This is a genomic window from Parasphingopyxis algicola (genome assembly GCF_013378075.1).
GTDB classification, from domain to species: Bacteria; Pseudomonadota; Alphaproteobacteria; order Sphingomonadales; family Sphingomonadaceae; genus Parasphingopyxis; species Parasphingopyxis algicola.
Genome location: NZ_CP051131.1, coordinates 1101396 through 1125047, shown reverse-complemented (window position 1 = coordinate 1125047; position 23652 = coordinate 1101396). Strand labels below are relative to the sequence as shown.

Below are 23652 nucleotides of genomic sequence, written 5' to 3'. Positions count from 1 at the left end.
TGTTGGCGCTGCCGGGGCTATAGCTTCGGCAGCGTCACGCCTTTCTGGCCCATATATTTGCCGGCCCGGTCGGCATAGCTGGTCTCGCAGGGTTCGTTGCCCTGGAGGAACAGGAACTGGCAGGCGCCTTCATTGGCGTAGACCTTGGCCGGGAGCGGCGTCGTGTTCGAGAATTCGAGCGTCACATGGCCTTCCCAGCCCGGCTCGAGCGGCGTTACGTTCACGATGATGCCGCAACGCGCATAGGTCGATTTGCCGAGGCAGATGACGAGAATATCCTTCGGCACGCGGAAATATTCAACCGTCCGCGCCAGCGCGAAACTGTTCGGCGGAATGATGCAGCAATCGGTCTGGCGGTCGACGAAGCTGTTGTCCGAAAAATTCTTCGGATCGACGATCGCATTGTCGACATTGGTGAAAATCTTGAATTCGTCGGCGGCGCGCGCGTCGTAGCCATAGGAGGAGAGGCCGTAGCTGATCGTGCCGTCGCGCCGCTGGCCGTCCTCGAACGGTTCGATCATCCCGTCATCGAGCGCGCGCTCGCGAATCCATCTGTCGGCCATGATGCTCATGCGTCCGGTCCTTAGCCTGACTGTTGGGGCCGCACCACATTCCAGCGTACCGGGTTTTCCACACCCTCGACCTGGCGGATGTCGCTGGCCTCCCACATCACCCAGGGAACCGCACCGAAATCGGGTTTGAACAGGCGGCGGGGCAACCAGAAGCTCCGCTCGACGCGGCTGGTGAGCTCATATTCGGCGTCGAATTCGCGCGTGACGTAGAGCAGCGCCGGGCGTTCGGTATGCGCCTCGATCATCTCGAGAAAGGTGGCGAGTTCGGAAATGAACACCGTGAGATCGGGGCGGTCCGCGCAATTGCCTTCGAAATCGAAAATGATCGCGGGCGGCAGGGCGTCCGAATGGTCGGGGACCGTGGCGATGAAGTTGGTCGCCTGGTCGGCGGCGAGCCGGCACAGTTCCCAGATATGGATCGCGCCATGCCGCAGGCCGGCGTCATGTGCCGCGCGCCAGTGATCGGCAAAATTCGGGTCGCGATCGGTATCCCCGTCGGTCGCGTGGATATAGGCGAAGTCCGCGCCCGCCGCGCGCAGGGTCGGCCAATGGACCGCACCCTGTTCGGCGCCGATCGTCGCCCCCTGGACCGGATACTGGCTGGTCACCGGCTGCCAGCGGATCGCCACCTGCCACAGAGCAACGGCTGCAATCACCGCCAGCAGCAGCCAGAACGCCCCCCATTTTATCGCCTTCATCATTCCCCCGGTTCGAAAATTCTGGATTCAGCCCTTGATGTGCAGGACGCAGATGAGCGTGAACAGGCGGCGGGCGGTGTCGAAATCGACGTCGATCTTGCCGTCGAGCCTGTCCTTGAGTAATTCGGCCGCATCGTTGTGGATCGCGCGGCGGGCCATGTCGATGGTTTCGATCTGTTGCGGCGTCGCCTGGCGTATGGCCTGGAAATAGCTGTCGCAGATCGCGAAATATTCGCGGATCGGCCGGCGGAAACGCGTGAGGCCGATGATGATCGTCTCGAGGAGTTCGCCATTCTCCGCCGCGATATCGAGCGCCAGCCGGCCTTCCTCGACGCGCAACGTCAGCTTGTAGGGCCCCGCATAGCCGTTCGGATAACCTCGCGCCGGTTCGAAGTGATTGCCCTCGAGCAGGTCGAAAATCGCGATGCGCCGCTCCTGCTCGATATCGGCGTTGCGCCAGATGATCGTGTGCTCGTCGAGTTCGACGTCTATGATCCGCGGATCGGCCATGGGCGACGCTTAAAGCCGTCATCGCTGAAAGCAAACACCGGCCTTCTCTTTGTCAGACTCGACCTATCGGTCGAGCGCGGCACCGGCCCGCTCCCCCTCCCGACCGCCCACGAGTGTACCCTGAATGGGCGGTCGGGAGGGGGAGCGGGCCGGTGCCGCGATTTTCCGTCAGGAAAATTCTGACAAACAACAACCCACAGCATTTCCACAATGTTGATGGCTTGAGACCAAGAGCGATCCGCGCGACAAGGGGTCCATGGCAGAACCCGCCCGACTCATCAGCGCTAACGAAGACGGCATTCCCGCGCTTCCCCACAACGTGGAAGCCGAGGCGGCGTTGCTCGGCGCGCTGCTGATCGACAACCGGCTGGTCGACGATGTCCAGCGGATGCTGCGCGAGGACCATTTCTTCGATCCTGTGCATGGCCGGATCTATCAGGCGATCATCAAGATGGTCGTCGACAAGAATATGGTCGCCAATCCGGTGACCCTGAAACCGATGTTCGAAAGCGACGAGGGCCTCAAGGAACTGGGCGGGGTCGGCTATCTGGTGAAGATCACCGAAAGCGGCGTCGCGCTGATCGGCGCCCGCGATTTCGCGACGCAAATTTACGAGCTTGCCTTGCTCCGGGCGCTGATCGGCGTCGGGCGGGAGATGGTCGAACGGGCGGTCGATACCAGCGATTCGGTCGATCCCAAGAGCCAGATCGAGGAAGCCGAGGTCGAGCTGTACAAGGTCGCCGAAGCGGGCGGCGAAAGCGGATCGACCAAGACCTTCGCCTCGGCCGCCGCCGAAGCCGTCACGATGGCGCAGCGGGCGCTCAATTCGGGCGGCAATGTCTCGGGCTATACGACGGGCTTTTCGAGCCTCAACCATCATTTCGGCGGGCTGCACAAGTCCGACCTCATCATCCTCGCCGCGCGCCCCGGCATGGGCAAGACGGCGCTGGCGACCAATATCGCGTTCGAGACGGCGCTTCGCTATCAGCGCGACCAGGAGGACGGGATCGAGGAATCGCTTGGCGCTCCGGTCGCCTTTTTCAGCCTTGAAATGTCGGCCGACCAGCTGGCGACGCGTATCCTGTCCGAGCGCTCCCGGATCAGCTCGGAGAAACTCCGCAAGGGCCAGATCAGCCAAGAGGAGTTCCGCAATCTCGCGCGCGCCGCGGCCGAACTGGAAAGCCTGCCTTTCTTTATAGACGATACGCCGGGCCTGACCATCGCGGCGCTCCGGACCCGCGCCCGGCGATTGAAGCGCCAGCGCGGCATTTCGATGATCGTCGTCGACTATCTCCAGCTGCTGCAGGGATCGGGCAAGGCCAACGACAATCGCGTGAACGAGATTTCGGAGATCAGCCGGGGACTCAAGACGCTCGCCAAGGAACTGGAAGTCCCGGTGCTGGCCCTTTCCCAGCTCAGCCGCGCGGTCGAACAGCGCGAGGACAAGAAGCCGCAGCTGTCGGATCTGCGCGAATCGGGATCGATCGAGCAGGACGCCGATATCGTCCTCTTCATCTATCGCGAGGATTATTATCACGGTTTCGCCGAGCCGCCGATGATCAGCGAGACCAGCTCGCCCGAAGATCGCGAGAAACGCTCGGCCTGGGAGCTGAAAAACGCCGAAATTTCGGGCCAGGCGCAGGTCATCATCGCCAAACAGCGCCATGGCGCGACCGGCACGGTAACGCTCCGCTTCGATCGCGAATTCACGCGGTTCAGCGATATGGCATTCGAGGATCGGCCGCAGGGCTATTAGGGCGCTGCGGCTTTTGCCCCCGCGCCGCTTCGACTAGACCCGCGCCATGCATCTTCGCGCCCGCGCCCTTGTCTGCGCCATTCGCCCGCATGGCGAACATGGCACCATCGCCCGGCTGATGACGCCCGATAACGGGCTGGTCGCCGGTTATGTGCGCGGCGGGCGTTCGCGGCGGATCCGTCCGATCCTGTTGCCCGGCAATATCGTCGACGCGGAATTTCGCGCGCGGACCGAAGACCAGCTGGCCGGGCTGACCGTCGAACTCGTCGCGAGCCGAAGCGGGCTTTATGCCGAACCGCTGGCGGCCGCCGCCATCGAATGGGCCTGTGCGCTCACCGCCGCGATCCTGCCCGAAGGCCATGGCTATCCGCGCCTCCATGCCGCGCTCGACGGCGTGCTGGGCGCGATCGAGGCGGCGCCGAGCGCGCGGCGCTGGGCCGCGGCGCTGGTGCGCTATGAGATGCTACTGCTGTCCGAACTCGGTTTCGGGCTCGATCTTTCGCGATGTGCCTTGACCGGGACGAGCGACGATCTTGTCTGGGTCAGTCCGAAGAGCGGGGCCGCGGTCAGTGCTTCGGCCGGCGAAGCCTATCGGGAGAAATTGCTGGCGTTGCCGTCCTTTCTCGTCGCCGGCGGCGAGGCGGAGGATTGGGACGCCATCTTCGACGGGTTTCGGCTGACCGGTCATTTTCTTGCCCGCGACCTGTTGGACGAGCGGCGCAATGATGTAATGGCGGCACGCGAGAGACTGGTCGAACGCCTCCGGCGGGCGGCCTGAGCGAAAAGGATAGAGACATGCTGGTCGCGCTGCTGCCTGGAGACGGGATCGGGCCCGAGGTTATCGTCGAGGCGGTTCGCGTACTCGATGCACTGGAAATCGACGGACTCCTGTTCGAAGAAGCGCCGGTCGGTGGTGCGGCCTACAAGCAAAGCGGCCATCCGCTGCCGGAGGCGACGCTCGATCTGGCGAAGCGCGCCGACGCGATCCTGTTCGGCGCTGTCGGCGATCCCGCTTGCGACGCTCTGGAGCGGCATCTGCGCCCCGAACAGGCGATCCTCGGGTTGCGCAAGGAACTCGGCCTGTTTGCCAATTTGCGCCCGGCCAGCCTCTTTCCCGAATTGGCCGATGCCTCGGCGTTGCGTCCGGAGATTGCCCGCGACATCGATGTAATGATCGTCCGCGAGCTGACCGGCGATGTCTATTTCGGCGAGAAGGGCATGCGAACGACAGAAGAGGGGCTGCGCGAGGGCTATGATATCATGGCCTATGACGAGGCCGAGATTGCGCGGATTGCCCGATCCGGTTTCGAAACCGCCCGGGCGCGGCGCGGCAAGCTTTGCTCGGTCGACAAGGCCAATGTCCTCGAAACCTCGCAGCTCTGGCGCGATGTCGTAGTCGAGATTTCAGCCGACTATCCGGATGTCGATCTCAGCCATCTCTATGTCGACAATGCCGCGATGCAGCTGGTGCGCGATCCGGGTCAGTTCGATACGATCGTTACCGGTAATCTGTTCGGCGATATCCTGTCCGATCTCGCCAGCATGTGCGCGGGATCGATCGGCATGCTGCCCTCGGCCTCGCTCGATAAAGACGGCAAGGGCCTGTACGAACCGATTCACGGCTCCGCGCCGGACATTGCCGGGCGGGGCAAGGCCAATCCACTGGCGACAATCCTCTCCGCCGCGATGATGCTGCGCTATTCGCTTGATCTGGTGGAACCGGCGGACCGGATCGAGCAGGCAGTCGGCAAGGCGCTGGCGGATGGTTTGCGTACGGCCGACCTTGGCGGCGATGCCTCCACGGAAGAAGCAGCGAACGCCGTGATTGCGATGCTTTAGTTTGTCAGAATTTCGCGAGCGCGAAATCGCCGTACCGGCCCGCACCCCCTCCCGGCCTGGGGCGGCGTTGTGAGATCGGTGCTCCTGCGAAGGCAGGAGCCTAGAGCCGACGGGAAAACCGCTTACCGCTCTAGGCTCCTGCCTTCGCAGGAGCACACGACTAAGCCGGCAGCTTGGACAGCACCGCAATCTGCAACCCGCCGGGCGCTTCGCTGAAATAGATGCGCTCGCCATGCATATCCATCGGGCCGTTCACCGTGACGCCGTTCGCCTTGGCCTTTTCGGCATAGGCGTCCGCATCGTCGACGATCACATGCAGCATCGTGGTTTCGGGCATATGTTCGCTTGCTGCCCAGATTTCGGTCCAGCTGGCTTCGCCCGCTGGAAAGACGGCACCCTGAAAGCCCTCGCTATGATCCGCGCCCATGCTGCGCTCGGCGAAACCCCATCCCTTAGGTCCGAGAAAGGCGGCGATATCGCGTGCTTCCTGTTCGGGTTTGACGGTGCAGAACCGGATGCCGAGTATCGTCATGGCGCTATTTCTCCTTTGGGACTTGCAACATATTCGCACCGGTGCCCGCCTGCAAAGCCCCGGAAACCGGATTGACGCGGTGCATCATCGCTTGGCATGGCGGGTGCGATGAAACGCGATACCGGCCAGAACCGCAAGATCACCGCCAAATGGCGGCCCGCCACGCAGGCCGTGCGCGGCGGTACCGCGCGTTCGGAATGGGGAGAGACGTCCGAGGCGATCTTCCTGACCTCGGGCTACGCCTATGACTGCGCGGCAGATGCGGCGGACCGGTTTGCGGGCGAGCAGGACGGCATGACCTATTCGCGCCTGCAAAACCCGACCGTCGAGATGCTCGAGCAGCGGATCGCGCTGCTCGAAGGCGCGGAAGCCGCGCGCTGTACGGCGAGCGGCATGGCGGCGATGACGGCTGCCTTGCTCTGCCAGCTCGAAACCGGCGACCATGTCGTTGCCGGGCGCGCCCTGTTCGGCTCGTGCCGCTGGTTGACGGATATGCTGTTGCCCAAATTCGGAATCGAAACGACCACAGTCGATGCCCGCGATCCGGAACTCTGGAAGGCGGCGATCCGGCCAGAGACCAAAGCCTTCTTCTTCGAAACGCCTGCGAATCCCACGATGGATGTCGTTGATCTGCAAGCGGTTTGCGATATTGCGCGCGAAAACGGCATCGTCTCGGTCGTCGACAATGCGTTTGCCACGCCGGCGCTGCAGCGGCCGATGGAGTTCGGCGCAGATATCGTTGCCTATAGCGCGACCAAGATGATGGACGGGCAGGGCCGGGTGCTCGCCGGCGCGATCTGCGGAACCGAGAAATTCGTCCTCGAGACCCTGTTGCCTTTCACCCGCAATACGGGGCCGACATTGTCGGCGTTCAACGCCTGGGTCGTGCTCAAAGGACTCGAGACGCTCGACCTGCGCATCCACCGCCAGAGCGAGAACGCCGTCACCGTCGGAAAATTTTTGGAAGGCCGCGTGCCGCGGATCCTTCACCCCGGTCTGGCCAGCCATCCGCAGCATAATCTCGCGATGAGTCAGATGGATGCCTGCGGTCCGATCTTCTCCTTCTATGTCGATGGCGGGCGATCCCAGGCGCATGCGCTGCTCGATGCGCTTGAACTCGTCGATATCTCGAACAATATCGGCGACTCGCGCAGCCTGATGACGCATCCCGCGTCGACCACCCATAGCGGGTTGAATGAGCAGGTCCGCGCGGAGATGGGGATCGAGGAGGGGATGCTGAGGATCAATGTCGGTCTCGAAGACCCCGACGACCTGATCGAGGATCTCGACGACGCGCTGAAGGCGGCGGGGCTGTGAACGCGCTATTTCCCCATGTGGCGCAGACCGAGGATGTGATCGTGCGCGTCGCGGTCAGTTTCCTGCCCGAACAGTCCGAGCTCGCCAAGGAGCGCTGGTTCTGGGCCTATCATATCCGCGTGGAAAATTGCGGCGAAGGGCCGGTCCAGCTGCTCAATCGCCACTGGTACATCACCGACGGTCGCGGTTTCCGCCAGGAAGTGGAAGGCGAAGGCGTGGTCGGCGAACAACCGATGATCGGGCCGGGCGAAGCCTTCGACTATGTCTCGGGCTGCCCGCTGACGACGCCGAACGGCGCGATGGAAGGCAGTTATACGATGCAGCGCGCGGACGGCTCGGAATTCGAGGCGGCGATACCGCGCTTCCCGCTCGCAGGACCTGCGGTCACCGAATGAAAAGAACGCTTCTACCCCTGAACGGCCTGCGCGTGTTCGATGCCGCCGCGCGCCATCTCTCCTTTACCCGTGCGGCGGATGAGCTCGCGGTGACGCCGGCGGCCGTCGGCCAGCAGATTCGCGCGCTGGAGGATACGCTCGGCGTCGTCCTGTTCCGCCGGACGCCCAAGGGGCTCGAACTGACGCCGGAGGGCGAACGCGGGCTCGATGCGTTGCGCGCGGGATTCCTGCAATTCGAAGATAGCGTCCGGGCCATGCGCCAGGGCCAGTCCTCCAACCGCCTGACCATTGCCGCGCCGCGCGATTTCAGCCGCTACTGGCTGCTGCCGCGGCTCGCCGAATATGGCAAGACCGATCCCGATATGCGCTTCCAGCTGATCGCCAGCGACGAACCGCTCGATTTCACCGAAGCCAATCTCGATCTCGCCATCCGGCTGGCCGACGGGCCGGGCGACCATATGGGCATCAAGCTTGCCGAACCCGAAGCCGTCTGGGTCGGCAAGGGCGAGACGATCTGCTGGGAAGGCGGCAGTGCCGACGAGATCCGCCTGATCGTCGCCGATGCGGGCCTCGCGCTCGAGGCGGCGATGGCGGGAATCGGCAAGGCACGCGTGCCCCGGCTGCTGGCCGAGTCGGCCGGGGCCGAGATCGGCGAGAGCGAGGAAGCCCAGCGCGCCTATTGGCTGATGGCGCCACTCCCGCAATGGCGGCAGAAAAAGGTGCGCGATCTGGTGGCCGCGCTGACGGCCTGATGGCCGCGCTTCCGACGCTCGAAACCGATCGCCTGGTCCTCCGCCCGTTGGTCGTCAGAGACGCCGGAGCCATGCACCATTTTTTGTCGGACGAAGAGGCGATGCGCTATTGGTCGAGCGGCCCGCACACGTCGGTCGCCGAGACGCGGGCCTATATCGCGGTCAATTCCGTCGGCGGCAGATATCCGAGCTGGGCGATCACCAAAGCGGGCGGCGAGGCGCTGGGCTGGGTCGTGCTGATCGCGGGCCGCGAGGGCGTCGCCGAGATCGGCTACAATCTCCGCCGCAGCCATTGGCGGAAGGGCTATGTCGGCGAGGCGGTCGCGCGCGTGATCGACCATGGCTTTGGCGAGATGGGCCTTTGCCGCATCAGCGCCGATACCGATCCGGACAATGAAGGATCGAACGCGCTGCTCGAAAAGCTGGGTTTCCAGCGCGAGGGCTATCTGCGTGAGGAATGGACGACGCATCTCGGCGTGCGCGACAGCATCGTCTGGGGGCTGTTGAGGCGGGAATGGGAAGGTGCCGCGGGTAAAAAGACCGAAGACTAATGCTGAGCCGTCATTGCGAGGAGCAAAGCGACGAAGCAATCCAGAGCCACAAACGCTGTCACCCTTGGCTCTGGATTGCTTCGCTACGCTCGCAATGACGTAACAAAGTGCGGCGTCCAGTCGCTATGCGTCGATCGCGTCCTCATCGAGCATCGCCGCATTTTCCTGGATGAAGGCGAAACGGTGCTCGGGATGCTTGCCCATCAGCCGGTCGACCAGATCGCGCACCCCGGCTTCCTGCTGGAATTCCTGCGGCAGCGTAACCTTCAACAACGACCGTGTCTCACGATCCATCGTCGTTTCGCGCAGCTGCTTCGGGTTCATTTCGCCAAGCCCCTTGAAGCGCGCGACATCGACCTTCTTGCCCTTGAACACCGTCGCCTCGATCTCGGCGCGCTCTTCGTCATCCTGCGCATAGTGGCTCGTTCCGCCGGCCGTCAGCCGGTAGAGCGGCGGGCGGGCGAGGAACACATTTCCGGCCTTCACGATCGGCCCCATTTCCTGGAAGAAGAAGGTCATCAGCAGCGTCGCGATATGTGCGCCGTCGACATCGGCGTCGGTCATGATGATGATGCGTTCGTAGCGCAGCTGCTCGGGGTCGCATTGCTCGCGCGTGCCGCAGCCGAGCGCGAGGATGATGTCGGCGATTTCCTGGTTGGCCAGGATCTTGGCCGAGGTTGCCGAGGCGACGTTGAGAATCTTGCCGCGGATCGGGAGGATCGCCTGGGTCTTGCGATTCCGCGCCTGTTTCGCGGAGCCGCCCGCGCTGTCGCCCTCGACGATGAACAGCTCGGTGCCCTCGGGCCCGGCTTCCGAACAGTCGGTCAGCTTGCCGGGCAGGCGCAGCTTGCGCGCGCTCGTCGCGGTCTTGCGCTTGACTTCCTTCTCGGCCTTGCGCGCGAGCCGCTCGTCCATCCGCTCCATCGTATAGGTCAGCAGCGCCTTGCCGCGTTCCATATTGTCCGTGCAGAAATGGTCGAAATGGTCCCGAACGGCGTTTTCGACGAGCTTCGCGGCCTCGGGGCTCGTCAGCCGGTCCTTGGTCTGGCTCTGGAATTGCGGGTCCTTGAGGAAAACCGAGAGCATCAGCTCGCTGCCCGCCATGATGTCCTCGGCTGTGATCCCGGCGGCCTTCTTGTTGCCGACCAGTTCGCCGAACGCGCGGATGCCCTTGACGAGCGCGCCGCGTAGCCCCGCTTCATGGGTACCGCCGTCGCGGGTCGGGATCGTGTTGCAATAATAGCCGTAGGCGCCGTCCGAATAGAGCGGCCAGGCCACGGCCCATTCGACCGAACCCTGCCCGTCGGGGAAATCCTGTTTGCCGGTGAAGAAGTCGCTGGTCGCGCAGGCCCGTTCGCCGATCTCTTCGGCCAGATGATCGGCGAGACCGCCCGGAAACTGGAACACGGCCTCGATCGGCGTATCGTCCTTGATCAGGCTCTCGTCGCATTTCCAGCGGATCTCGACGCCGGCGAACAGATAGGCCTTTGAGCGCGCCAACTGGTGGAGGCGCGCTGGTTTGAACTTGGCCTTTGCCCCGAAAATCTCAGCATCGGGCACGAAGCCGATCGTCGTGCCGCGCCGGTTGGGCGTATCGCCGATCTTTTCCAGTTTCGATGTCGGATCACCGCGCGAGAAACTCTGCCGCCACACTTCCTTGTTCTTGGCGACCTCGACGACGGTTTCGGTCGACAGCGCATTGACCACGCTGACCCCCACGCCGTGCAGGCCGCCCGACGTCGCATAAACCTTGTCGGAAAATTTGCCGCCCGAATGGAGCGTCGTCATGATGACTTCGAGCGCCGATTTCTTCGGGAATTTCGGGTGCGGATCGATCGGGATGCCCCGGCCGTTATCGGTAATGGTCAGCCGGTTGTTGGGTTCGAGCGCAATCTCGATCCGGCTCGCATGGCCCGCGACCGCCTCGTCCATCGCATTGTCGAGCACTTCGGCCGCGAGATGGTGGAGAGCCCGCTCGTCGGTGCCGCCGATATACATGCCCGGTCGCCGCCGAACAGGCTCGAGCCCTTCGAGCACCTCGATCGAGGAGGCGTCATAATCGTCGGGCGCGCCGCCGGAGGAAGAGCCTGCAAACAGGTCGGTCATGCCTGCCGATATAAGAATCGCGGAGTCGCTGCGCTAGCGCTCGGTCGGCGACTTATCCCCAACATCGCGCCAGGGCTGGCCGACAAAGCGTTTCCAGCGGTCGCGGAAACCCCAGAGATAGGGGACGCGCCGCTCGGCGATGCCCGGCAGGCTGAGCGGATCGAGCCCCGTCCAGGGGAGATAGGGATTGCGTCGCCCATAGGCCCAGATTTCGACGCGGGTGGACGGGCGCACGGAGGGTCCGCGCGCATGGAAGCCGAACGTGTCGCCGACGACGAGCGTGTTGGCGGGAACGGCGAAGGCATGCGGCTCCGGCAGGCCGAGTTCCGGCAGTTCCTCGCGTTTGACCCGGAAGGAGCCGCGCGAAGACAGCCGGTCGACGCCTTCGGGCGCCTTCATGCTCATCGCCTTTTCCCAGGCGAGCCGTTCGGGTGTCAGCCGATGCGAGCCGGGGACGTAGCAGAACGGCCCCTCATCCTCGGCGACATCGGTCAGGAACAGCCATGCCTTGACGCTCGGGTGGAAGGTATCGGCGTGGAAATGCGTTTGCGGATCGGGGTCGGCGTCGCGGACATGGCTCAGGATCGACTGGATATAGGTCAGCGGCTCCTGGTCGAAGCTCCCCGCATAGCGGATAAGCCCACGCCAGTCGGGGTTTTGCAGAAGCGCGCGAGCTTCGGGAATTTCGGCGAGCAGATCGGGATCGAGCGCAAATCGCCGCGTGATCGTATCGCCCTGCGCCATGTCGCGCGCCGGGCCGCGATGGGCGAGCACCGCATCGCGCAGCCGCTCGAATTGCTGGGCCGGCAGGAAATCGGACCTGGCGACGAAGCCGTCCCGGTCGAATGCCTCGCGGTCTGCCGGGTCGATCAGCTTCGCCAGCTTCTCCCGCCGTTTCCACGCCATCGCATGCGCGCGCCTCACCCGCGCCACATGGAGCCCGCGCGCGTTCAGCCGGTGCGAACCGATAATCGGATTGTCGCGAAAGCTTTTCGCGCCGGTGGCGAGCTGGGCCACCCACCAGGGAGCGAGGAGATAGCGGGCCGGGTTCATGCCGACCGATTAGCGCAGAACTGGCAGAGCGTGCTAGTGTATCAAGATGCAATTGGCGCGATTGGCCGCGAGACGGATCAAACGGGCGGCCGTGACGCGCCCCGGCCGGCACGGATGGCGCATCGCCGCTCGAAACCTGCTGGTGTTGCTACCAGTTCTGCTTCTGTGCGGTTGGCAGGGCGACTTCCTTCGGTTCGGTCTGACAACCGACTATTCCGGTCTGTTGACGATCGCGCTTGTGGCGATCTTTGTCCCGGCGCTGGGTGAAGAGGTGCTGTTTCGGGCACTGCTTTTGCCGCGCCCAGAGGAGCCCGGACAGCACAGGTTGGCCGCAATCCTGTCGATTTCGGCATTTGTCGCGTGGCACCCGTTGCAAGCAGCGGTTTTCGGGGCAAATGCAGTGCCCGTCTTTCTCGACCCGTGGTTTCTCGTCGCGGTGGCCGCGCTCGGCACGGCATTGGCGAGCACCTATCTTGCCACCCGCTCTCTCTGGCCTTGCGTCGTGATGCACTGGACGGTCGTCGTGGGCTGGAAGGCTTTTGCCGGCGGCCCGCCGAACCCTTTCTCCTGACGTCGTCAGTCCGTTCGCGCCCTGACCCAATTGAGCGCGCCGGATTCCATCCCCTTGAACTTGGGCGCGTCTTCGAGTGGGGCGGCGAGCAGGGCCGTGTCCTTGGGCAAAGCCCATTTGACCTGATGATAGAGTTTCGATCGGGTCAGTTCGGTGTCGACGAGCATCAGGCCCGGCTTGAGCGGGAAATGGTCGAGCACGTGCAGTAGCTCGACGTCGATCTCCGAGCCGGACTCGTGCCAGACGAGGAAGATCGCCATCGCGCCTGGCGCTTAGCGAACCCGTGGACCGCCGAACGGCAAAGGCGGCGGCGGGCGGCGGTCCTTGCGGGGAAGCTGCGCCTGATAGGCGCGGCCGCAATGCTCGACGCAATAGGGGAAGCCGGGGTTCACCGGTTCGCCGCAGAAATGGAAATCCGATTCGCCGGGATGCCCCATCGGCCATTTGCAGATACGTTCGGTAAGGTCGAGCAGGCCCGTCTTGTCCTCATATTCCGGATCCAGCTTTTGCGGCACGAGCCGGCGCGGCGGCGCGGGCGGCAGGGGCTGCTGGTCGGCGGGGGACTGCCGGGTGAAGCCGCCGGGGCCGATAGAGCGATATTGCGGGCCGGAGGGCGGCGGCGCTTTCGGGCGGGCGTCCGCTGTCCTGGTCGCCGCAGGCTGCGGTTTGGCCGCAGGCGCGGGCTTCGGTTTCGGCGCTGTTTTTGCCTTGGGCGCGGCCTTGGATTTGGGCGCGGCCTTTTTCTTCGCCTTGCTGTCCTTGGCCTTGACCGGGGACGGGCGCGATTTGAGGCCGAGGCGATGGGCCTTGCCGATCACCGCGTTGCGGCTCACGCCGCCCAGGCTCTCGGCGATCTGGCTCGCCGTCATGCCTTTTTCCCACATCTTCTTCAGCTGATCGATGCGTTCGTCGGTCCAGGCCATCAATTATCCTTCTTCGTTCAAAAGCCCAATTGGCTTGCCGGGGCACGCCGCAGCGGATAGTCGCCTTGGCAATGTCAGACCAGCCCCAATCGCGCGATCCCAATTTCCACGCGCAGGAAACCCGAACACTGCCCGAACCGGGCGTACCCGCGATCCCCTTCGTCAACTGGGTTGGATTGCGAACCCTCTACATTAAGGAGGTTCGGCGTTTCTTCAAGGTGCAGCTGCAAACGATCTGGGCGCCGGCGATTACGACCCTGCTGTTTCTCGTCATTTTCACCGTGGCGTTGGGGCGCGGCGATCGCGAAGTTCTCGGCGTCCCGTTCAACAGCTTCCTCGCGCCGGGCCTGATCGTCATGGGGATGATCCAGAACGCCTTCGCCAATTCCAGCTTTTCGCTGCTGGTCGGCAAGATTCAGGGCACGATTGTCGACTATCTGATGCCGCCGCTCTCGACGCTCGAACTGCTGATCGCACTGGTCGGCGGGGCGGTGACGCGCGCCTTCTGCGTCGGTATCGCGGTCTGGGTCGCGATGTGGCTCTGGGGCATCGACGTTTCCCCGCAGCACATCTGGGCAATCGTCTATTTCGGCCTGATGGGATCGATCATGCTCGCGCTGTTCGGTGTGCTGACCTCGATCTGGGCGGAGAAGTTCGACCACGCGGCCGCCGTCACCAACTTCGTCGTCGCTCCGCTCGCTCTTCTTTCCGGCACATTCTACACGATCGAGCGGCTCGACCCGGTCTTTCAGGCGGTCAGCGCCTTCAACCCGTTCTTCTACGTCATTTCGGGCTTTCGATACGGCTTTATCGGTGCCACCGATTCCAATCTCGTGACCGGCGTCATTGTTCTGCTGGCGCTCAATATGGCGCTGTGTGCACTGTGTTACCGGCTGCTCGTGCGGGGCTGGAAAATAAAGAGCTGACGCCGCGCGCGATCATTTGACGCGCTCTGAGAACGACCGGTATAATGCAGCGTCTGTGGCGGCCATCGGGGCCGCCTTTTGCTTTTTACGAATGCCGAACAGGAACGCCATATGACGATCACGCCGCTCATGCCCGTATACCCCCGCAGCCCGGTCCGGCCGGTGCGTGGCGAAGGCGCCTATCTGTATGGCGAGGAGGGCGAGCGCTATCTCGATTTCGCGAGCGGCATCGCGGTGAACCTGCTCGGCCACAGCCACCCGCATCTGACGAAAGCCATCCAGGACCAGGCGGCCAAGCTCGTCCATGTCTCCAACATGTACGGGTCGCCGCAGGGCGAGCATCTGGCCCGGCGGATTTGCGACAACAGCTTCGCCGATACGGTCTTCTTTACCAATTCGGGCGCCGAGGCGGTCGAATGCGCGATCAAGACCGCGCGCCGCTATCACCATGCGGCCGGCGCGCCGGAGCGCAAGAAACTGATCACCTTTTCGTCGGCCTTTCATGGCCGGACCATGGCGACCATCAGTGCCGCCGGATCCGAGAAGATGACCGACGGGTTCGAACCGGTGCTGCCGGGCTTCGAGGTCGTCGAGTTCGACAATCTCGACGCCGCCGAGGCCGCGATCGATGAACGGACCGCCGGTTTTCTGGTCGAGCCGGTCCAGGGCGAGGGCGGTATCCGCCCGGCGAGCGATACCTTCATGCAGGGCCTCCGAGAGCTGGCCGACGCCAACGGGCTCATGCTGGTGCTCGACGAAGTGCAGTGCGGCTATGGCCGGACCGGCACCTTTTTCGCCTATGAGCAGTACGGCATCGAGCCCGATATTCTGGCCTCCGCCAAGGGGATCGGCGGGGGCTTCCCGCTCGGCGCCTGTCTGGCGACCGAAGAGGCCGCATCGGGCATGGTGATCGGAACGCACGGTTCGACCTATGGCGGCGGACCGCTCGCCATGGCGGCGGGCGAGGCGGTGCTCGACGTGATCCTCGAACCCGGCTTTTTCGATCATGTGAAGGCGATGGGCGATCGCCTCCGCCAGGCGCTCGAACAGATGCTGCCCAACCACGACCATCTGTTCGAGGGTGTGCGCGGCCGTGGTCTGATGCTCGGCATCAAGATGAAGGTCGATAGCAAACCGTTCGTGCCGTATCTCCGCACCAAGGGGCTGTTGCTCGTCGCCGCTGCCGATAATGTCGTGCGCGTGCTCCCGCCGCTCAATATCGAGGAAAGCCACATCACCGAGTTCGTCGAGCTGCTTTCGGCGGCGGCGCGGGACTATGAGGCGCCCGAGTCATGACGCGGCATTTTCTCGATCTCGCCGATCTCGAGGGCGATGCGCTGGCCGCGATCCTCGACGACGCCCTGACCGCGAAGGTCGCCCGCAAGGACAAGCCCAGGGGCGCGACCGACGACCATCCATCGCTTTCCGGCCATGTGCTGGCGATGATTTTCGAGAAGAACTCGACTCGCACGCGCACCTCGTTCGACATTGCGATCCGCCAGCTCGGCGGCTCGTCCATGGTGCTCGAATCCGGGACCATGCAGCTCGGCCGGGGTGAGACGATCGCCGATACCGCGCGCGTGCTTTCCCGCTATGTCGATGCGATCATGATCCGGACCGACGATCATGCCAAGCTTGTCGAGTTGGCCGAACATGCAAGCGTGCCGGTCATCAACGGGCTGACGGACCGGTCGCATCCCTGCCAGATCATGGCCGATATGCAGACCGTGCTCGAACGGCTGAACCGGCTGGCGGGCACGAAATGGGCGTGGCTCGGCGACGGCAACAACGTTCTGACCTCGATCATCGAGGCGGGCAGCCTCCTCAAATTCGATGTCGCGGTGGCCTGTCCCGAAAGCCTGTTGCCGCCCTCCGACATCGTGACCGCCGCGCGCGAACGCGGGGGGACGATCGATATCACCCGCGATCCCATGGCGGCCGTCGCCGGCGCCGATGTCGTCGTCACCGACACCTGGATTTCGATGGGCCAGAAGGGGGGCGAGGCGAAGCTCGCGGCGCTCGAGCCGTTCCAGGTTACAGACAAGGTGATGGCGGCGGCGAAGGACGACGCCATTTTCCTCCATTGCCTGCCCGCGCATCGCGGCGAGGAAGTGACGGCGGAGGTGATCGACGGTCCGCAATCGGCGATCTGGGACGAAGCGGAAAACCGTCTCCACGCCCAGAAGGCGATCCTGCGCTGGTGTTTCGGCCTGATCGGATGAGTACGACGTTCATGGACAGTTCGCTGGGATTTTCGATCCCGGTCCGCAACGCCCGCGGGCGGATGGTGCGGATCGGGCCGGCGCTGGGCGACGTGCTCAACGCCCATGCTTATCCAGAGCCGCTGGCGCAACTGCTCGGCGAAGCGCTGGTCCTGGCGGCGCTGTTCGGATCGACGCTCAAGGAAGCGGGCGGCCAGCTGACGATCCAGGCCCAGACGCAGAGCGGTGTCGTCGAACTGCTGGTCGCCGATTACAAGGGCGGCGAACTGCGCGGCTATGTCCGTCACGATGCCGAGCGTCTCGCCATGGCGCCGGCCGATCCGTCGCTCTTTGCGCTGTTCGGCCAGGGCTATCTCGCAATCACCTTCGACCAGGCGGTCACCGGCGAACGCTATCAGGGCATCGTCCCGCTGGAAGGCGGGTCGCTTGCCGAGGCGGCCGAACATTATTTCGTCCAGTCCGAGCAGATTCCGAGCCTGTTGCGGATCGCCGTGACCAAGGATGCGAATGGCGCCTGGATCGCCGGCGGGTTGCTGCTCCAGCATCTGGCCGAAGGCGAAGAGGGGCGCGAACGGCTTCATGTTCGCCTCGACCATCCCGAATGGGAGCATGTGAGGACGCTCGGCGAGACGGTGACATCCGACGAACTCGCTGATCCCGAACTCGAGCTCGAGGCCGTCGTCTGGCGACTGTTCCATGACGAAGGCGAAATCCGCGTGCTGTCGCCGACGCCGCTCGCCAAGGGGTGCCGCTGCGATCCGGTGCATATCCGCCAGGTCGTCGGTCAGTTCAGCGCCGAAGAACATGCCGATATGGCCGACAAGGACGGCGTGATTCGCGTGAATTGCGAATTTTGCGCGAAAAGCTTTCCGATAGAAGTGACTGAACTGTAGGTGAAAAACCCGGGTTTCAGGGCCGGTTCACCTTATTTTCGCTATAAATCGGCCCAGATGGCGGCCTATCGCTATCTGCTATGGGAGTGAACATGTCCGATACCGCGCGGCTGAAGCCGGCCCTGATGGGTGCGGCGGCTATGATCCTGCTCGCGACGCCCGGCGCCGCGCAGACGCCGGCGGCGCTGTCGGGGCTGCAGGGCGGCGTCTGGGAGCTGCGCGATCTCGGCCGTTCGGGCCGGACGCCGCGGCATATCTGCGTGCGCAATCCCGAGCGGCTGCTCCAGATTCGCCATGCCGGCCGGGCCTGTCCGCGCCGCATATTGAGTCAGGATCGCGACTCTGTAACGGCGCGCTACGAATGTTCGGGCTCGGGATGGGGGCAGACGACCGTTTCCGTGGAAACGCCGCGGCTGGCGCGGATCGACACGCAGGGCATTCATAATGGCAGCCCGTTTCACAATGTCTACGAGGCCCGCCGCACGGGCGACTGTCCCTGAGATTTAGCGCTCGGCATTAACCGTCCGTTTACCATCTTTGTTTATTCCCATGCGCGTGTCTTTCATGGGGCACACTTTCCTCCCTAACGGGCCGTTTTGGCCTGGAACTGGCCGCCCTTCCGGGCGGTCTTTTATTTGCGGCAGAGCTTGCGCGGGCGCGGATCCGGGCATAGCTGCGTCGCCGATGGTTGAAGATACCCCGAAACATGCGGTCCTGCTCCTGTCGGGCGGACTCGATTCGATGGTCACGGGCGGGCTGGCGCGCGAGGCCGGCTACCGGCTGTTCGCGCTGACGATCGACTATAATCAGCGCCACCGGATCGAGCTGGAGGCAGCCGCCAATGTCGCGGCAGCGCTTGGCGTCGAGCGGCATATCGTGCTGCCGCTCGATCTCTCTCAATTCGGCGGATCGGCGCTGACGGCGGATATCGAGGTGCCCAAGACCGGCGTCGGCGACGATATTCCGGTCACCTATGTGCCCGCGCGCAACACGATCTTCCTCGCGCTCTGCCTGGGCTGGGCCGAGGCGGCGGGTGCGCGCGACATCTTTATCGGCGTCAACGCGCTCGACTATTCGGGCTATCCGGACTGCCGGCCGGATTTCATCCGGAGCTTCGAGACGATGGCCAATCTCGCCACCAAGGCGGGGGTCGAGGGCGATCGCTTTACCGTCCACACGCCGCTGCTCGATATGAGCAAGGCCGACATCGCCGCCGAGGCCGCGCGGCTGGGCCTCGATGCCGGGATGAGCTGGTCCTGCTACGATCCGACGGCCGATGGCCGGCATTGCGGCCTGTGCGACAGTTGCCGGTTGCGCGCCAAGGGTTTCATCGAGGCCGGACTCGACGATCCAACCCTCTACGCTGAAAAACCATGAGCTACGCCGTCAAGGAAATGTTCCTGACCCTGCAGGGGGAGGGGATGCAGACGGGGCGCCGCGCCGTCTTCCTGCGCTTCGCCGGCTGCAATCTCTGGACGGGTCGGGAGCAGGATCGCGCAACCGCCGTCTGCCGGTTCTGCGATACGGATTTCGTCGGGACCGATGGCGAGAATGGCGCGCGCTATGCCGACGCCGATGCCGTTGCGGCGAAGGCGGGCGAACTATGGGGCGCTGATCGCGCCCATGCCTATATCGTCTGCACGGGCGGCGAGCCGTTGCTCCAGCTCGATGCCGCACTGATCGACGCGCTGCATGCGGCGGGGTTCGAGATCGCGGTCGAAACCAACGGCACGCTTCCCGCGCCTGAGGGCATCGACTGGCTCTGCGTCAGCCCCAAGGCCGGGAGCGAGGTCGTCCAGCGATCGGGCGACGAGCTGAAACTGGTCTGGCCGCAGGACGGTATCGATCCGGCCGAACTGGGCGGATTGGACTTCTCCCATTTCCTGATCCAGCCCATGGACTGCGACGAGGGCGAGGCCGCGATGGCGGCGGCAATGGACTATGTCCGCGCGCATCCCGAATGGCGATTGACCCTCCAGACCCACAAGATGCTGGGCATTCCCTAGGCCTCAATACTGGACGGGCTTCGCGCCGCTCACGCTGTTCCAGAGCGCGCGCAGCCAGCGCAGCCTCTTGTGGCCGGGATCGGGCGCGTCGTCCGCGAGCCAATCGACTATTTCCTCCGGTCTGCACGGGAGGCGTGTCGGCGGATGGATATAGCGCGGATAGAGGATCAGCGTGCCCGCGACGAGCATGTCGAGCGAGAGCGTGCGGTTCCGCCGTTCGAAGGAGAGCCGGTCCTCGGTCAGCCCCCAGCCGGCGTAGAAAGGTCCGCCATAGGTCAGCACCGTCTTGCCGCGCATCAGCGCTTCGAACCCGGAGAGCGAGGTCATCGTCGCGAGCGTGTCGCAGGCCGCAATGCAGGCATCGATATTGGCATGGCGGACGACCTGGTCGGCCAGCGCCTCGCATTGCTCCAGCGGGATACGCCCGGCCCGGTTGCCCGTCTCGACATCGGGATGCGGCTTGTAGACGATGAAAGCGTCCGGATGATCGGCGCGCACCGCCTCGAGCAGGCCGAGATTGGTCCTGATGTCCGCCGTGCCGCGCTCGATCGAGCGATCGTCCTCGACCTGCCCGACGACGAGGATGGAGCGCCGGCCTTCGGGCGCATCGATTTCGACATCGCCGCCGACATTATATTTGCTGATCTTCGCCGATACGAGTTTCTCGCGCAGCCGCGCCGCGCGCTCAAGCAGTTCCGGTCCAAATTCGGCGCTTTCGAGGATCGTTTCCAGCCGCGAGCTGTCGTGCCGATCGAAATACATGCCGCGATCGTCGATCACGATGGAGGCGGGGAGGTGGAAATCCGAGCCGAGCCCGCGCGAGCGGAGAAAACCGTCCTCCATCCGCCAGACCGGCACCCGACCATGCTCGAGCTGGTCGCGCTTCGCGGCGTCTTCCTTGCCCGACCAGATGAGTATCCTGCCGTTCCGAGCGTCGGCGTCCCGTGTCGCGCTGCCTACCGAGCCGTGGAAACGGACGCTGTTGCGCGGTCCCGCGAGCATGTTGCGGACTGCCGCGCGTTTCCAGGGCGTAAAGCCGATGGCGGCGAAATGCCCGGCATTGCGGTCCGCGATCCGGCGCCAGTCGCGCAACCGGTCGATCGTCGCTTCCAGCGTCGTAGGCGTGCCGCTGATCGGGTCTACATAGCGCGAATAGAGGAGATAGGCGGCGGCGAATATCTCCTCGACGGACCGGCTGGCGGTCCGCCGTTCGCAGTGGATCTGGTCCTGCGTCGCGCCCCAGCCGGCATAGAAGGGCATGCCGAAACAGCGCACCGGCTTGCCGAGCATCAGCGCCTCGAACCCCATCAGGCTCGTCACGCAATAGACGGCGTCGACTTCGGCCAGGATGTCGGCGGCCCGCGCTTCGCTGTCGAGCAGGGTAACGCCGTCCAGCGCATCGCCGGGAATGCAGCCTTTTTTGAGACCGGCGGCGACGGCCGGATGGCGGCGCACGATGATCTCCGCGCCGTGTTCGTCGCGCCGGGCTGTGTCGAGCATCTCGGCGAAGCGCCGGGTATCGGCAAGCCCGCCTTCGATCGAGACATCGCCATAGGTCTGGTCGACGACGAGCACGCGCCGCCGATCGGTCGAGGGCAGCAGCCGCCGCTCGAGGCGCGGCGCGGCGTTGGTCTTGCTCAGCCCATAGTCCGCGATCCGCCGCATCGCTTCGCCCGCGCGCGTCAGAAACTCTTGTGTCTGCCAGCCGCCATCCTCGAGCAGCCGCTCGATGCGCGAGGGCGAACGTGCGTCATAATAGATGCCGATATCGTCGGCGATAAGGCTGAGTGGCGGCGCGCCGGCCTCGCCCAGCCCGATCGAACGCAGGAACCCGTCTTCCAGCGCGATATAAGGCAGGCCCTTTTGTTCGGCGATCGCGCGGGCGCGTTTGGCGGTCGGCTTGTAGCCCCAGCCGGCCACCGCGTCGCTGCCTGCCAACGCTGAGCGGCGGCGGTCGATCCGGTCGACCTCGGGCAGGAACGCGCCGAGATGGCGGATACCAGCGACGCCATGCCCGGGCACGAGCAGATGGCGGGCGGCAATGCGGTGATGAACGGGGTCAGGCATCGCGGCCGGGATGCAAGTCCCCGTCGATTTTGGCAAGGCCGCGAGCAGGCGCTCTAACAGCGACGGGTGTTGTAGTTCGTGCTCCGCCAGCAGCGCTCGTCGAGACGCAGCAGCGGCGGCACGGGCACCGGCTGGTGATAGGGCATCGTCGCATCGGCATAGGATACGAGGCTGTTGCGCATCTGGCGCATGCGGTTTTGCGCGGTCATGTAGAGTTGACCCTTGGGCCGGGAGAGCGCGTCGCGCGCGGTTTCGGCGGCGGCGTGGCAGAAGCTGCGCTGCGATCCGACCCGCACATAGCTCTGGTACATGGTGGTCGTATATTCATCCATCGTCGCCTGCCACCGGCGCCCGACCGTCCGCCGGAAATAGCTTTTGAGGCCTTCATAGGCGGCGTTCAGTTCGTCCGCGTGATGGGTGAGGATGGCGTTGTAATTGTCGACCGACAGGGCCGAGGGCCAGAACTGGCAGTTGAGCGCAGCGACGTTGAGGCTCGAACGCAGGTTCCAGACGAGATTGGCGCGGACCTCGGGAGGCTGGCCGTCGGTCATCGCCGGGACGAACAGGCCGGGCTCGGCGCCGGTGACCGGCTGGCCTTCATGTTCGGGCGGATAGAAGAAAATCTGGGCGGAGGCGGGGGCGGATATCGCGGCTCCCAGCATCGCGGCCATCCCGGCCAGCGCGGCACCGATCTTACGCATTGTCACTCTCCCTCACTCGTCTTCTTACTATAGCAGGCCATTGCCGGTGTAAGCCGGTTCGCCTCGGTTCGTCGCCGGTCCGACTCGGTCCGGCGCGTGTCGGCCCTTCGACCATCCTGCAACTATTCCGCGGTATCCCCTTCACCGCTATCATTATCATCATCATCTTCGGCCGGCGCTTCCGCCTCGGGTTCGTCCGTCGGCAGGCTGGCCGGTTCGGGGCCGCCCGTTTCCGCCGCCGGAGCAGAGGGCCGGGACTCCGCGGTGTCGGCCGGCATCCGGCTTTCCATGCCCATCGCTTCCTCGGCGCCGATCGTTCCGTCGATCAACGTCGTATCGTTGATCGTGCCGTCGCCCTCGCCGGGATCGACATCGGTAACCGCCGTATCCTCGTCGGTCGTCGCGGTTTCCGTGCCGCCGCCACAGGCGGTCAGCGCGAGCGCCGCCAGTCCGGCCGCCGACCCGCTCAAAATTCTCGTCGAAATGCGCATCACTGCCTCCTCTTTAGCAAACCCGATAGCGCCCTCAATTTCGCGCCACAAGCTTATCCATTGGACGGCCATGTTCAACCGCCTTTTGGCGACGATTCCAATGTCTTGAGGAAATCGGAGAATTGGCCGCGGATCGCCGTGTCGACTGCGTCCATGTCGGTCGTCTTGCCGAGCCGCGCCAGGCTCGTCACCGGATATTCGGCGATCCCGCACGGTACGATCCCGTCGAAATGCGCAAGATCGGGCGCGACGTTGAGCGCGAATCCGTGGAAACTGACCCAGCGCCGGATCCGGACGCCGATCGCACCGACCTTGGCCTCGGCATCGCCGTCGCCCGTCCAGATGCCGATCCTGCCCTCTGCGCGCCGCGCCGCGACGCCGAGGTCCGCCAGGCTCGCGATCATCCAGCCTTCCAGCGAATGGACGAAATGGCGGACGTCGTGCCCGCGCTTGGCAAGATCGAGCATGACATAGACGATCCGCTGGCCCGGCCCGTGATAGGTATAGCGGCCGCCGCGTCCGGCCGTGTAGACGGGAAAGCGTTCGGCGCTCAGCAATTCCTGCGGGTCGGCGCTCGTTCCCGCCGTGTAGAGCGGCGGGTGTTCGAGCAGCCAGATGCACTCGCGGGCGTCGCCGTCTCGGATCGCGGCGGCGCGCGCTTCCATCTCGGCCAACGCTTCGGGATAGGCGGTAAGGCCCGGCGAAACGCGCCACTCGATATCGTTTGCATCCATCGCCGACTAGATGTGCGGGAAGGGGATGGCGATCAAG

Annotated in this window: 27 protein-coding genes; 15 read left to right on the top strand and 12 right to left on the bottom strand. The window is 64.5% G+C overall.

Annotated features, from left to right (window positions below; translation table 11 throughout):
- Positions 1 to 17: 17 nt before the first annotated feature.
- From dcd to HFP57_RS05605, 3 genes are read right to left on the bottom strand one after another with little or no spacing between them, the layout of a single operon-like run.
- Positions 18 to 572, bottom strand: coding sequence for a dCTP deaminase (dcd, locus tag HFP57_RS05615; RefSeq protein WP_176868866.1), 555 nt, complete (start codon positions 570 to 572; stop codon positions 18 to 20).
- An 11-nt stretch (positions 573 to 583) separates the two neighbouring features.
- Positions 584 to 1273, bottom strand: a complete 690-nt coding sequence (locus HFP57_RS05610) for a GH25 family lysozyme (RefSeq protein WP_176868865.1) — start codon at positions 1271 to 1273, stop codon at positions 584 to 586.
- Between the two features lie 24 nt (positions 1274 to 1297).
- Positions 1298 to 1780 (bottom strand): UPF0262 family protein, encoded by a 483-nt coding sequence (locus HFP57_RS05605; RefSeq protein ID WP_176868864.1) that lies wholly within the window; start codon positions 1778 to 1780, stop codon positions 1298 to 1300.
- A 256-nt stretch (positions 1781 to 2036) separates the two neighbouring features.
- Between HFP57_RS05605 and HFP57_RS05600 the strand changes: the two genes are divergently transcribed.
- The 3 genes from HFP57_RS05600 to leuB are packed head-to-tail and all read left to right on the top strand — an operon-like array spanning position 2037 to position 5375.
- A complete protein-coding gene (locus tag HFP57_RS05600; RefSeq protein ID WP_176868863.1) occupies positions 2037 to 3536 on the top strand; it encodes a replicative DNA helicase in 1500 nt (499 codons plus the stop codon).
- 46 nt (positions 3537 to 3582) lie between these two features.
- Positions 3583 to 4314: a DNA repair protein RecO gene (gene recO / locus HFP57_RS05595; RefSeq protein ID WP_176868862.1), complete on the top strand. Its 732-nt coding sequence runs from the start codon at positions 3583 to 3585 to the stop codon at positions 4312 to 4314.
- Between the two features lie 17 nt (positions 4315 to 4331).
- Positions 4332 to 5375: a 3-isopropylmalate dehydrogenase gene (gene leuB / locus HFP57_RS05590; protein ID WP_176868861.1), complete on the top strand. Its 1044-nt coding sequence runs from the start codon at positions 4332 to 4334 to the stop codon at positions 5373 to 5375.
- 160 nt (positions 5376 to 5535) lie between these two features.
- Here leuB and HFP57_RS05585 read toward each other — a convergent pair whose 3' ends face one another.
- The gene (locus tag HFP57_RS05585; protein ID WP_176868860.1) at positions 5536 to 5907 is read right to left on the bottom strand and encodes a VOC family protein; all 372 of its coding nucleotides are present in this window, start codon (positions 5905 to 5907) and stop codon (positions 5536 to 5538) included.
- A 108-nt stretch (positions 5908 to 6015) separates the two neighbouring features.
- On the opposite strand from HFP57_RS05585, the gene HFP57_RS05580 reads away from it, so the two are divergent.
- The 4 genes from HFP57_RS05580 to HFP57_RS05565 are packed head-to-tail and all read left to right on the top strand — an operon-like array spanning position 6016 to position 8922.
- Entirely contained in the window at positions 6016 to 7224 is a 1209-nt protein-coding gene (locus HFP57_RS05580; protein ID WP_176868859.1) for a trans-sulfuration enzyme family protein, read from the top strand.
- Positions 7221 to 7619, top strand: a complete 399-nt coding sequence (gene apaG, locus HFP57_RS05575; RefSeq protein WP_176868858.1) for a Co2+/Mg2+ efflux protein ApaG — start codon at positions 7221 to 7223, stop codon at positions 7617 to 7619. The genes HFP57_RS05580 and apaG overlap by 4 nt, the downstream gene beginning before the upstream one ends.
- A complete protein-coding gene (locus tag HFP57_RS05570) occupies positions 7616 to 8371 on the top strand; it encodes a LysR family transcriptional regulator (protein ID WP_176868857.1) in 756 nt (251 codons plus the stop codon). The genes apaG and HFP57_RS05570 overlap by 4 nt, the downstream gene beginning before the upstream one ends.
- Positions 8371 to 8922: a GNAT family N-acetyltransferase gene (locus HFP57_RS05565; protein WP_176868856.1), complete on the top strand. Its 552-nt coding sequence runs from the start codon at positions 8371 to 8373 to the stop codon at positions 8920 to 8922. Before HFP57_RS05570 ends, HFP57_RS05565 begins: the two co-directional genes overlap by 1 nt.
- 123 nt (positions 8923 to 9045) lie before the next feature.
- Here HFP57_RS05565 and parE read toward each other — a convergent pair whose 3' ends face one another.
- Positions 9046 to 11028, bottom strand: a complete 1983-nt coding sequence (gene parE, locus HFP57_RS05560; RefSeq protein ID WP_176868855.1) for a DNA topoisomerase IV subunit B — start codon at positions 11026 to 11028, stop codon at positions 9046 to 9048.
- A 33-nt stretch (positions 11029 to 11061) separates the two neighbouring features.
- Positions 11062 to 12081 carry a phytanoyl-CoA dioxygenase family protein gene (locus HFP57_RS05555; protein ID WP_176868854.1) on the bottom strand — a complete coding sequence of 340 codons (1020 nt, stop codon included), beginning with the start codon at positions 12079 to 12081 and terminating at the stop codon, positions 11062 to 11064.
- Between the two features lie 91 nt (positions 12082 to 12172).
- Between HFP57_RS05555 and HFP57_RS05550 the strand changes: the two genes are divergently transcribed.
- Complete coding sequence (locus tag HFP57_RS05550) at positions 12173 to 12652, top strand: CPBP family glutamic-type intramembrane protease (RefSeq protein ID WP_218135075.1); 480 nt, start codon at positions 12173 to 12175, stop codon at positions 12650 to 12652.
- Positions 12653 to 12657: 5 nt separating this feature from the next.
- Here the strand turns inward: HFP57_RS05550 and HFP57_RS05545 are convergent, their stop codons facing one another.
- The gene (locus HFP57_RS05545) at positions 12658 to 12912 is read right to left on the bottom strand and encodes a hypothetical protein (protein WP_176868852.1); all 255 of its coding nucleotides are present in this window, start codon (positions 12910 to 12912) and stop codon (positions 12658 to 12660) included.
- A gap of 12 nt (positions 12913 to 12924) precedes the next feature.
- The gene (locus tag HFP57_RS05540; protein WP_176868851.1) at positions 12925 to 13575 is read right to left on the bottom strand and encodes a GcrA family cell cycle regulator; all 651 of its coding nucleotides are present in this window, start codon (positions 13573 to 13575) and stop codon (positions 12925 to 12927) included.
- 71 nt (positions 13576 to 13646) lie between these two features.
- Here HFP57_RS05540 and HFP57_RS05535 point away from each other — a divergent pair, with 71 nt between their 5' ends.
- From HFP57_RS05535 to queE, 7 genes are all read left to right on the top strand, one after another.
- Positions 13647 to 14501: an ABC transporter permease gene (locus HFP57_RS05535; protein ID WP_176868850.1), complete on the top strand. Its 855-nt coding sequence runs from the start codon at positions 13647 to 13649 to the stop codon at positions 14499 to 14501.
- A 111-nt stretch (positions 14502 to 14612) separates the two neighbouring features.
- Positions 14613 to 15797, top strand: coding sequence for an aspartate aminotransferase family protein (locus tag HFP57_RS05530; RefSeq protein WP_176868849.1), 1185 nt, complete (start codon positions 14613 to 14615; stop codon positions 15795 to 15797).
- Positions 15794 to 16723, top strand: coding sequence for an ornithine carbamoyltransferase (gene argF / locus HFP57_RS05525; RefSeq protein ID WP_176868848.1), 930 nt, complete (start codon positions 15794 to 15796; stop codon positions 16721 to 16723). Before HFP57_RS05530 ends, argF begins: the two co-directional genes overlap by 4 nt.
- Before the next feature lie 11 nt (positions 16724 to 16734).
- A complete protein-coding gene (gene hslO, locus HFP57_RS05520; RefSeq protein ID WP_246263413.1) occupies positions 16735 to 17616 on the top strand; it encodes an Hsp33 family molecular chaperone HslO in 882 nt (293 codons plus the stop codon).
- Positions 17617 to 17708: 92 nt separating this feature from the next.
- The gene (locus HFP57_RS05515; RefSeq protein ID WP_176868846.1) at positions 17709 to 18116 is read left to right on the top strand and encodes a hypothetical protein; all 408 of its coding nucleotides are present in this window, start codon (positions 17709 to 17711) and stop codon (positions 18114 to 18116) included.
- 184 nt (positions 18117 to 18300) lie between these two features.
- On the top strand, positions 18301 to 18993 hold the full coding sequence (gene queC / locus HFP57_RS05510) for a 7-cyano-7-deazaguanine synthase QueC (RefSeq protein WP_176868845.1): 693 nt from the start codon (positions 18301 to 18303) through the stop codon (positions 18991 to 18993).
- Positions 18990 to 19622, top strand: coding sequence for a 7-carboxy-7-deazaguanine synthase (gene queE / locus HFP57_RS05505; protein WP_176868844.1), 633 nt, complete (start codon positions 18990 to 18992; stop codon positions 19620 to 19622). The genes queC and queE overlap by 4 nt, the downstream gene beginning before the upstream one ends.
- Before the next feature lie 3 nt (positions 19623 to 19625).
- On the opposite strand, the gene HFP57_RS05500 is transcribed toward queE, so the two are convergent.
- The 4 genes from HFP57_RS05500 to lipB form a co-directional block, all read right to left on the bottom strand.
- Positions 19626 to 21689 (bottom strand): capsular polysaccharide biosynthesis protein, encoded by a 2064-nt coding sequence (locus HFP57_RS05500; RefSeq protein ID WP_176868843.1) that lies wholly within the window; start codon positions 21687 to 21689, stop codon positions 19626 to 19628.
- A gap of 53 nt (positions 21690 to 21742) precedes the next feature.
- Positions 21743 to 22390: a hypothetical protein gene (locus HFP57_RS05495; RefSeq protein WP_176868842.1), complete on the bottom strand. Its 648-nt coding sequence runs from the start codon at positions 22388 to 22390 to the stop codon at positions 21743 to 21745.
- Between the two features lie 122 nt (positions 22391 to 22512).
- Entirely contained in the window at positions 22513 to 22881 is a 369-nt protein-coding gene (locus HFP57_RS05490) for a hypothetical protein (protein ID WP_176868841.1), read from the bottom strand.
- Between the two features lie 74 nt (positions 22882 to 22955).
- The gene (lipB, locus tag HFP57_RS05485) at positions 22956 to 23615 is read right to left on the bottom strand and encodes a lipoyl(octanoyl) transferase LipB (protein WP_176868840.1); all 660 of its coding nucleotides are present in this window, start codon (positions 23613 to 23615) and stop codon (positions 22956 to 22958) included.
- Positions 23616 to 23652 lie beyond the last annotated feature (37 nt).

Bases quoted from the DNA above. Each gene is read 5' to 3' on its own strand.
- dcd (WP_176868866.1), bottom strand. From the start codon at position 572: ATGAGCATCATGGCCGACAGATGGATTCGCGAGCGCGCGCTCGATGAC.
- HFP57_RS05610 (WP_176868865.1), bottom strand. From the start codon at position 1,273: ATGATGAAGGCGATAAAATGGGGGGCGTTCTGGCTGCTGCTGGCGGTG.
- HFP57_RS05605 (WP_176868864.1), bottom strand. From the start codon at position 1,780: ATGGCCGATCCGCGGATCATAGACGTCGAACTCGACGAGCACACGATC.
- HFP57_RS05600 (WP_176868863.1), top strand. From the start codon at position 2,037: ATGGCAGAACCCGCCCGACTCATCAGCGCTAACGAAGACGGCATTCCC.
- recO (WP_176868862.1), top strand. From the start codon at position 3,583: ATGCATCTTCGCGCCCGCGCCCTTGTCTGCGCCATTCGCCCGCATGGC.
- leuB (WP_176868861.1), top strand. From the start codon at position 4,332: ATGCTGGTCGCGCTGCTGCCTGGAGACGGGATCGGGCCCGAGGTTATC.
- HFP57_RS05585 (WP_176868860.1), bottom strand. From the start codon at position 5,907: ATGACGATACTCGGCATCCGGTTCTGCACCGTCAAACCCGAACAGGAA.
- HFP57_RS05580 (WP_176868859.1), top strand. From the start codon at position 6,016: ATGAAACGCGATACCGGCCAGAACCGCAAGATCACCGCCAAATGGCGG.
- HFP57_RS05570 (WP_176868857.1), top strand. From the start codon at position 7,616: ATGAAAAGAACGCTTCTACCCCTGAACGGCCTGCGCGTGTTCGATGCC.
- HFP57_RS05565 (WP_176868856.1), top strand. From the start codon at position 8,371: ATGGCCGCGCTTCCGACGCTCGAAACCGATCGCCTGGTCCTCCGCCCG.
- parE (WP_176868855.1), bottom strand. From the start codon at position 11,028: ATGACCGACCTGTTTGCAGGCTCTTCCTCCGGCGGCGCGCCCGACGAT.
- HFP57_RS05555 (WP_176868854.1), bottom strand. From the start codon at position 12,081: ATGAACCCGGCCCGCTATCTCCTCGCTCCCTGGTGGGTGGCCCAGCTC.
- HFP57_RS05545 (WP_176868852.1), bottom strand. From the start codon at position 12,912: ATGGCGATCTTCCTCGTCTGGCACGAGTCCGGCTCGGAGATCGACGTC.
- HFP57_RS05540 (WP_176868851.1), bottom strand. From the start codon at position 13,575: ATGGCCTGGACCGACGAACGCATCGATCAGCTGAAGAAGATGTGGGAA.
- HFP57_RS05535 (WP_176868850.1), top strand. From the start codon at position 13,647: ATGTCAGACCAGCCCCAATCGCGCGATCCCAATTTCCACGCGCAGGAA.
- HFP57_RS05530 (WP_176868849.1), top strand. From the start codon at position 14,613: ATGACGATCACGCCGCTCATGCCCGTATACCCCCGCAGCCCGGTCCGG.
- argF (WP_176868848.1), top strand. From the start codon at position 15,794: ATGACGCGGCATTTTCTCGATCTCGCCGATCTCGAGGGCGATGCGCTG.
- hslO (WP_246263413.1), top strand. From the start codon at position 16,735: ATGGACAGTTCGCTGGGATTTTCGATCCCGGTCCGCAACGCCCGCGGG.
- HFP57_RS05515 (WP_176868846.1), top strand. From the start codon at position 17,709: ATGTCCGATACCGCGCGGCTGAAGCCGGCCCTGATGGGTGCGGCGGCT.
- queC (WP_176868845.1), top strand. From the start codon at position 18,301: ATGGTTGAAGATACCCCGAAACATGCGGTCCTGCTCCTGTCGGGCGGA.
- queE (WP_176868844.1), top strand. From the start codon at position 18,990: ATGAGCTACGCCGTCAAGGAAATGTTCCTGACCCTGCAGGGGGAGGGG.
- HFP57_RS05500 (WP_176868843.1), bottom strand. From the start codon at position 21,689: ATGCCTGACCCCGTTCATCACCGCATTGCCGCCCGCCATCTGCTCGTG.
- HFP57_RS05495 (WP_176868842.1), bottom strand. From the start codon at position 22,390: ATGCGTAAGATCGGTGCCGCGCTGGCCGGGATGGCCGCGATGCTGGGA.
- HFP57_RS05490 (WP_176868841.1), bottom strand. From the start codon at position 22,881: ATGCGCATTTCGACGAGAATTTTGAGCGGGTCGGCGGCCGGACTGGCG.
- lipB (WP_176868840.1), bottom strand. From the start codon at position 23,615: ATGGATGCAAACGATATCGAGTGGCGCGTTTCGCCGGGCCTTACCGCC.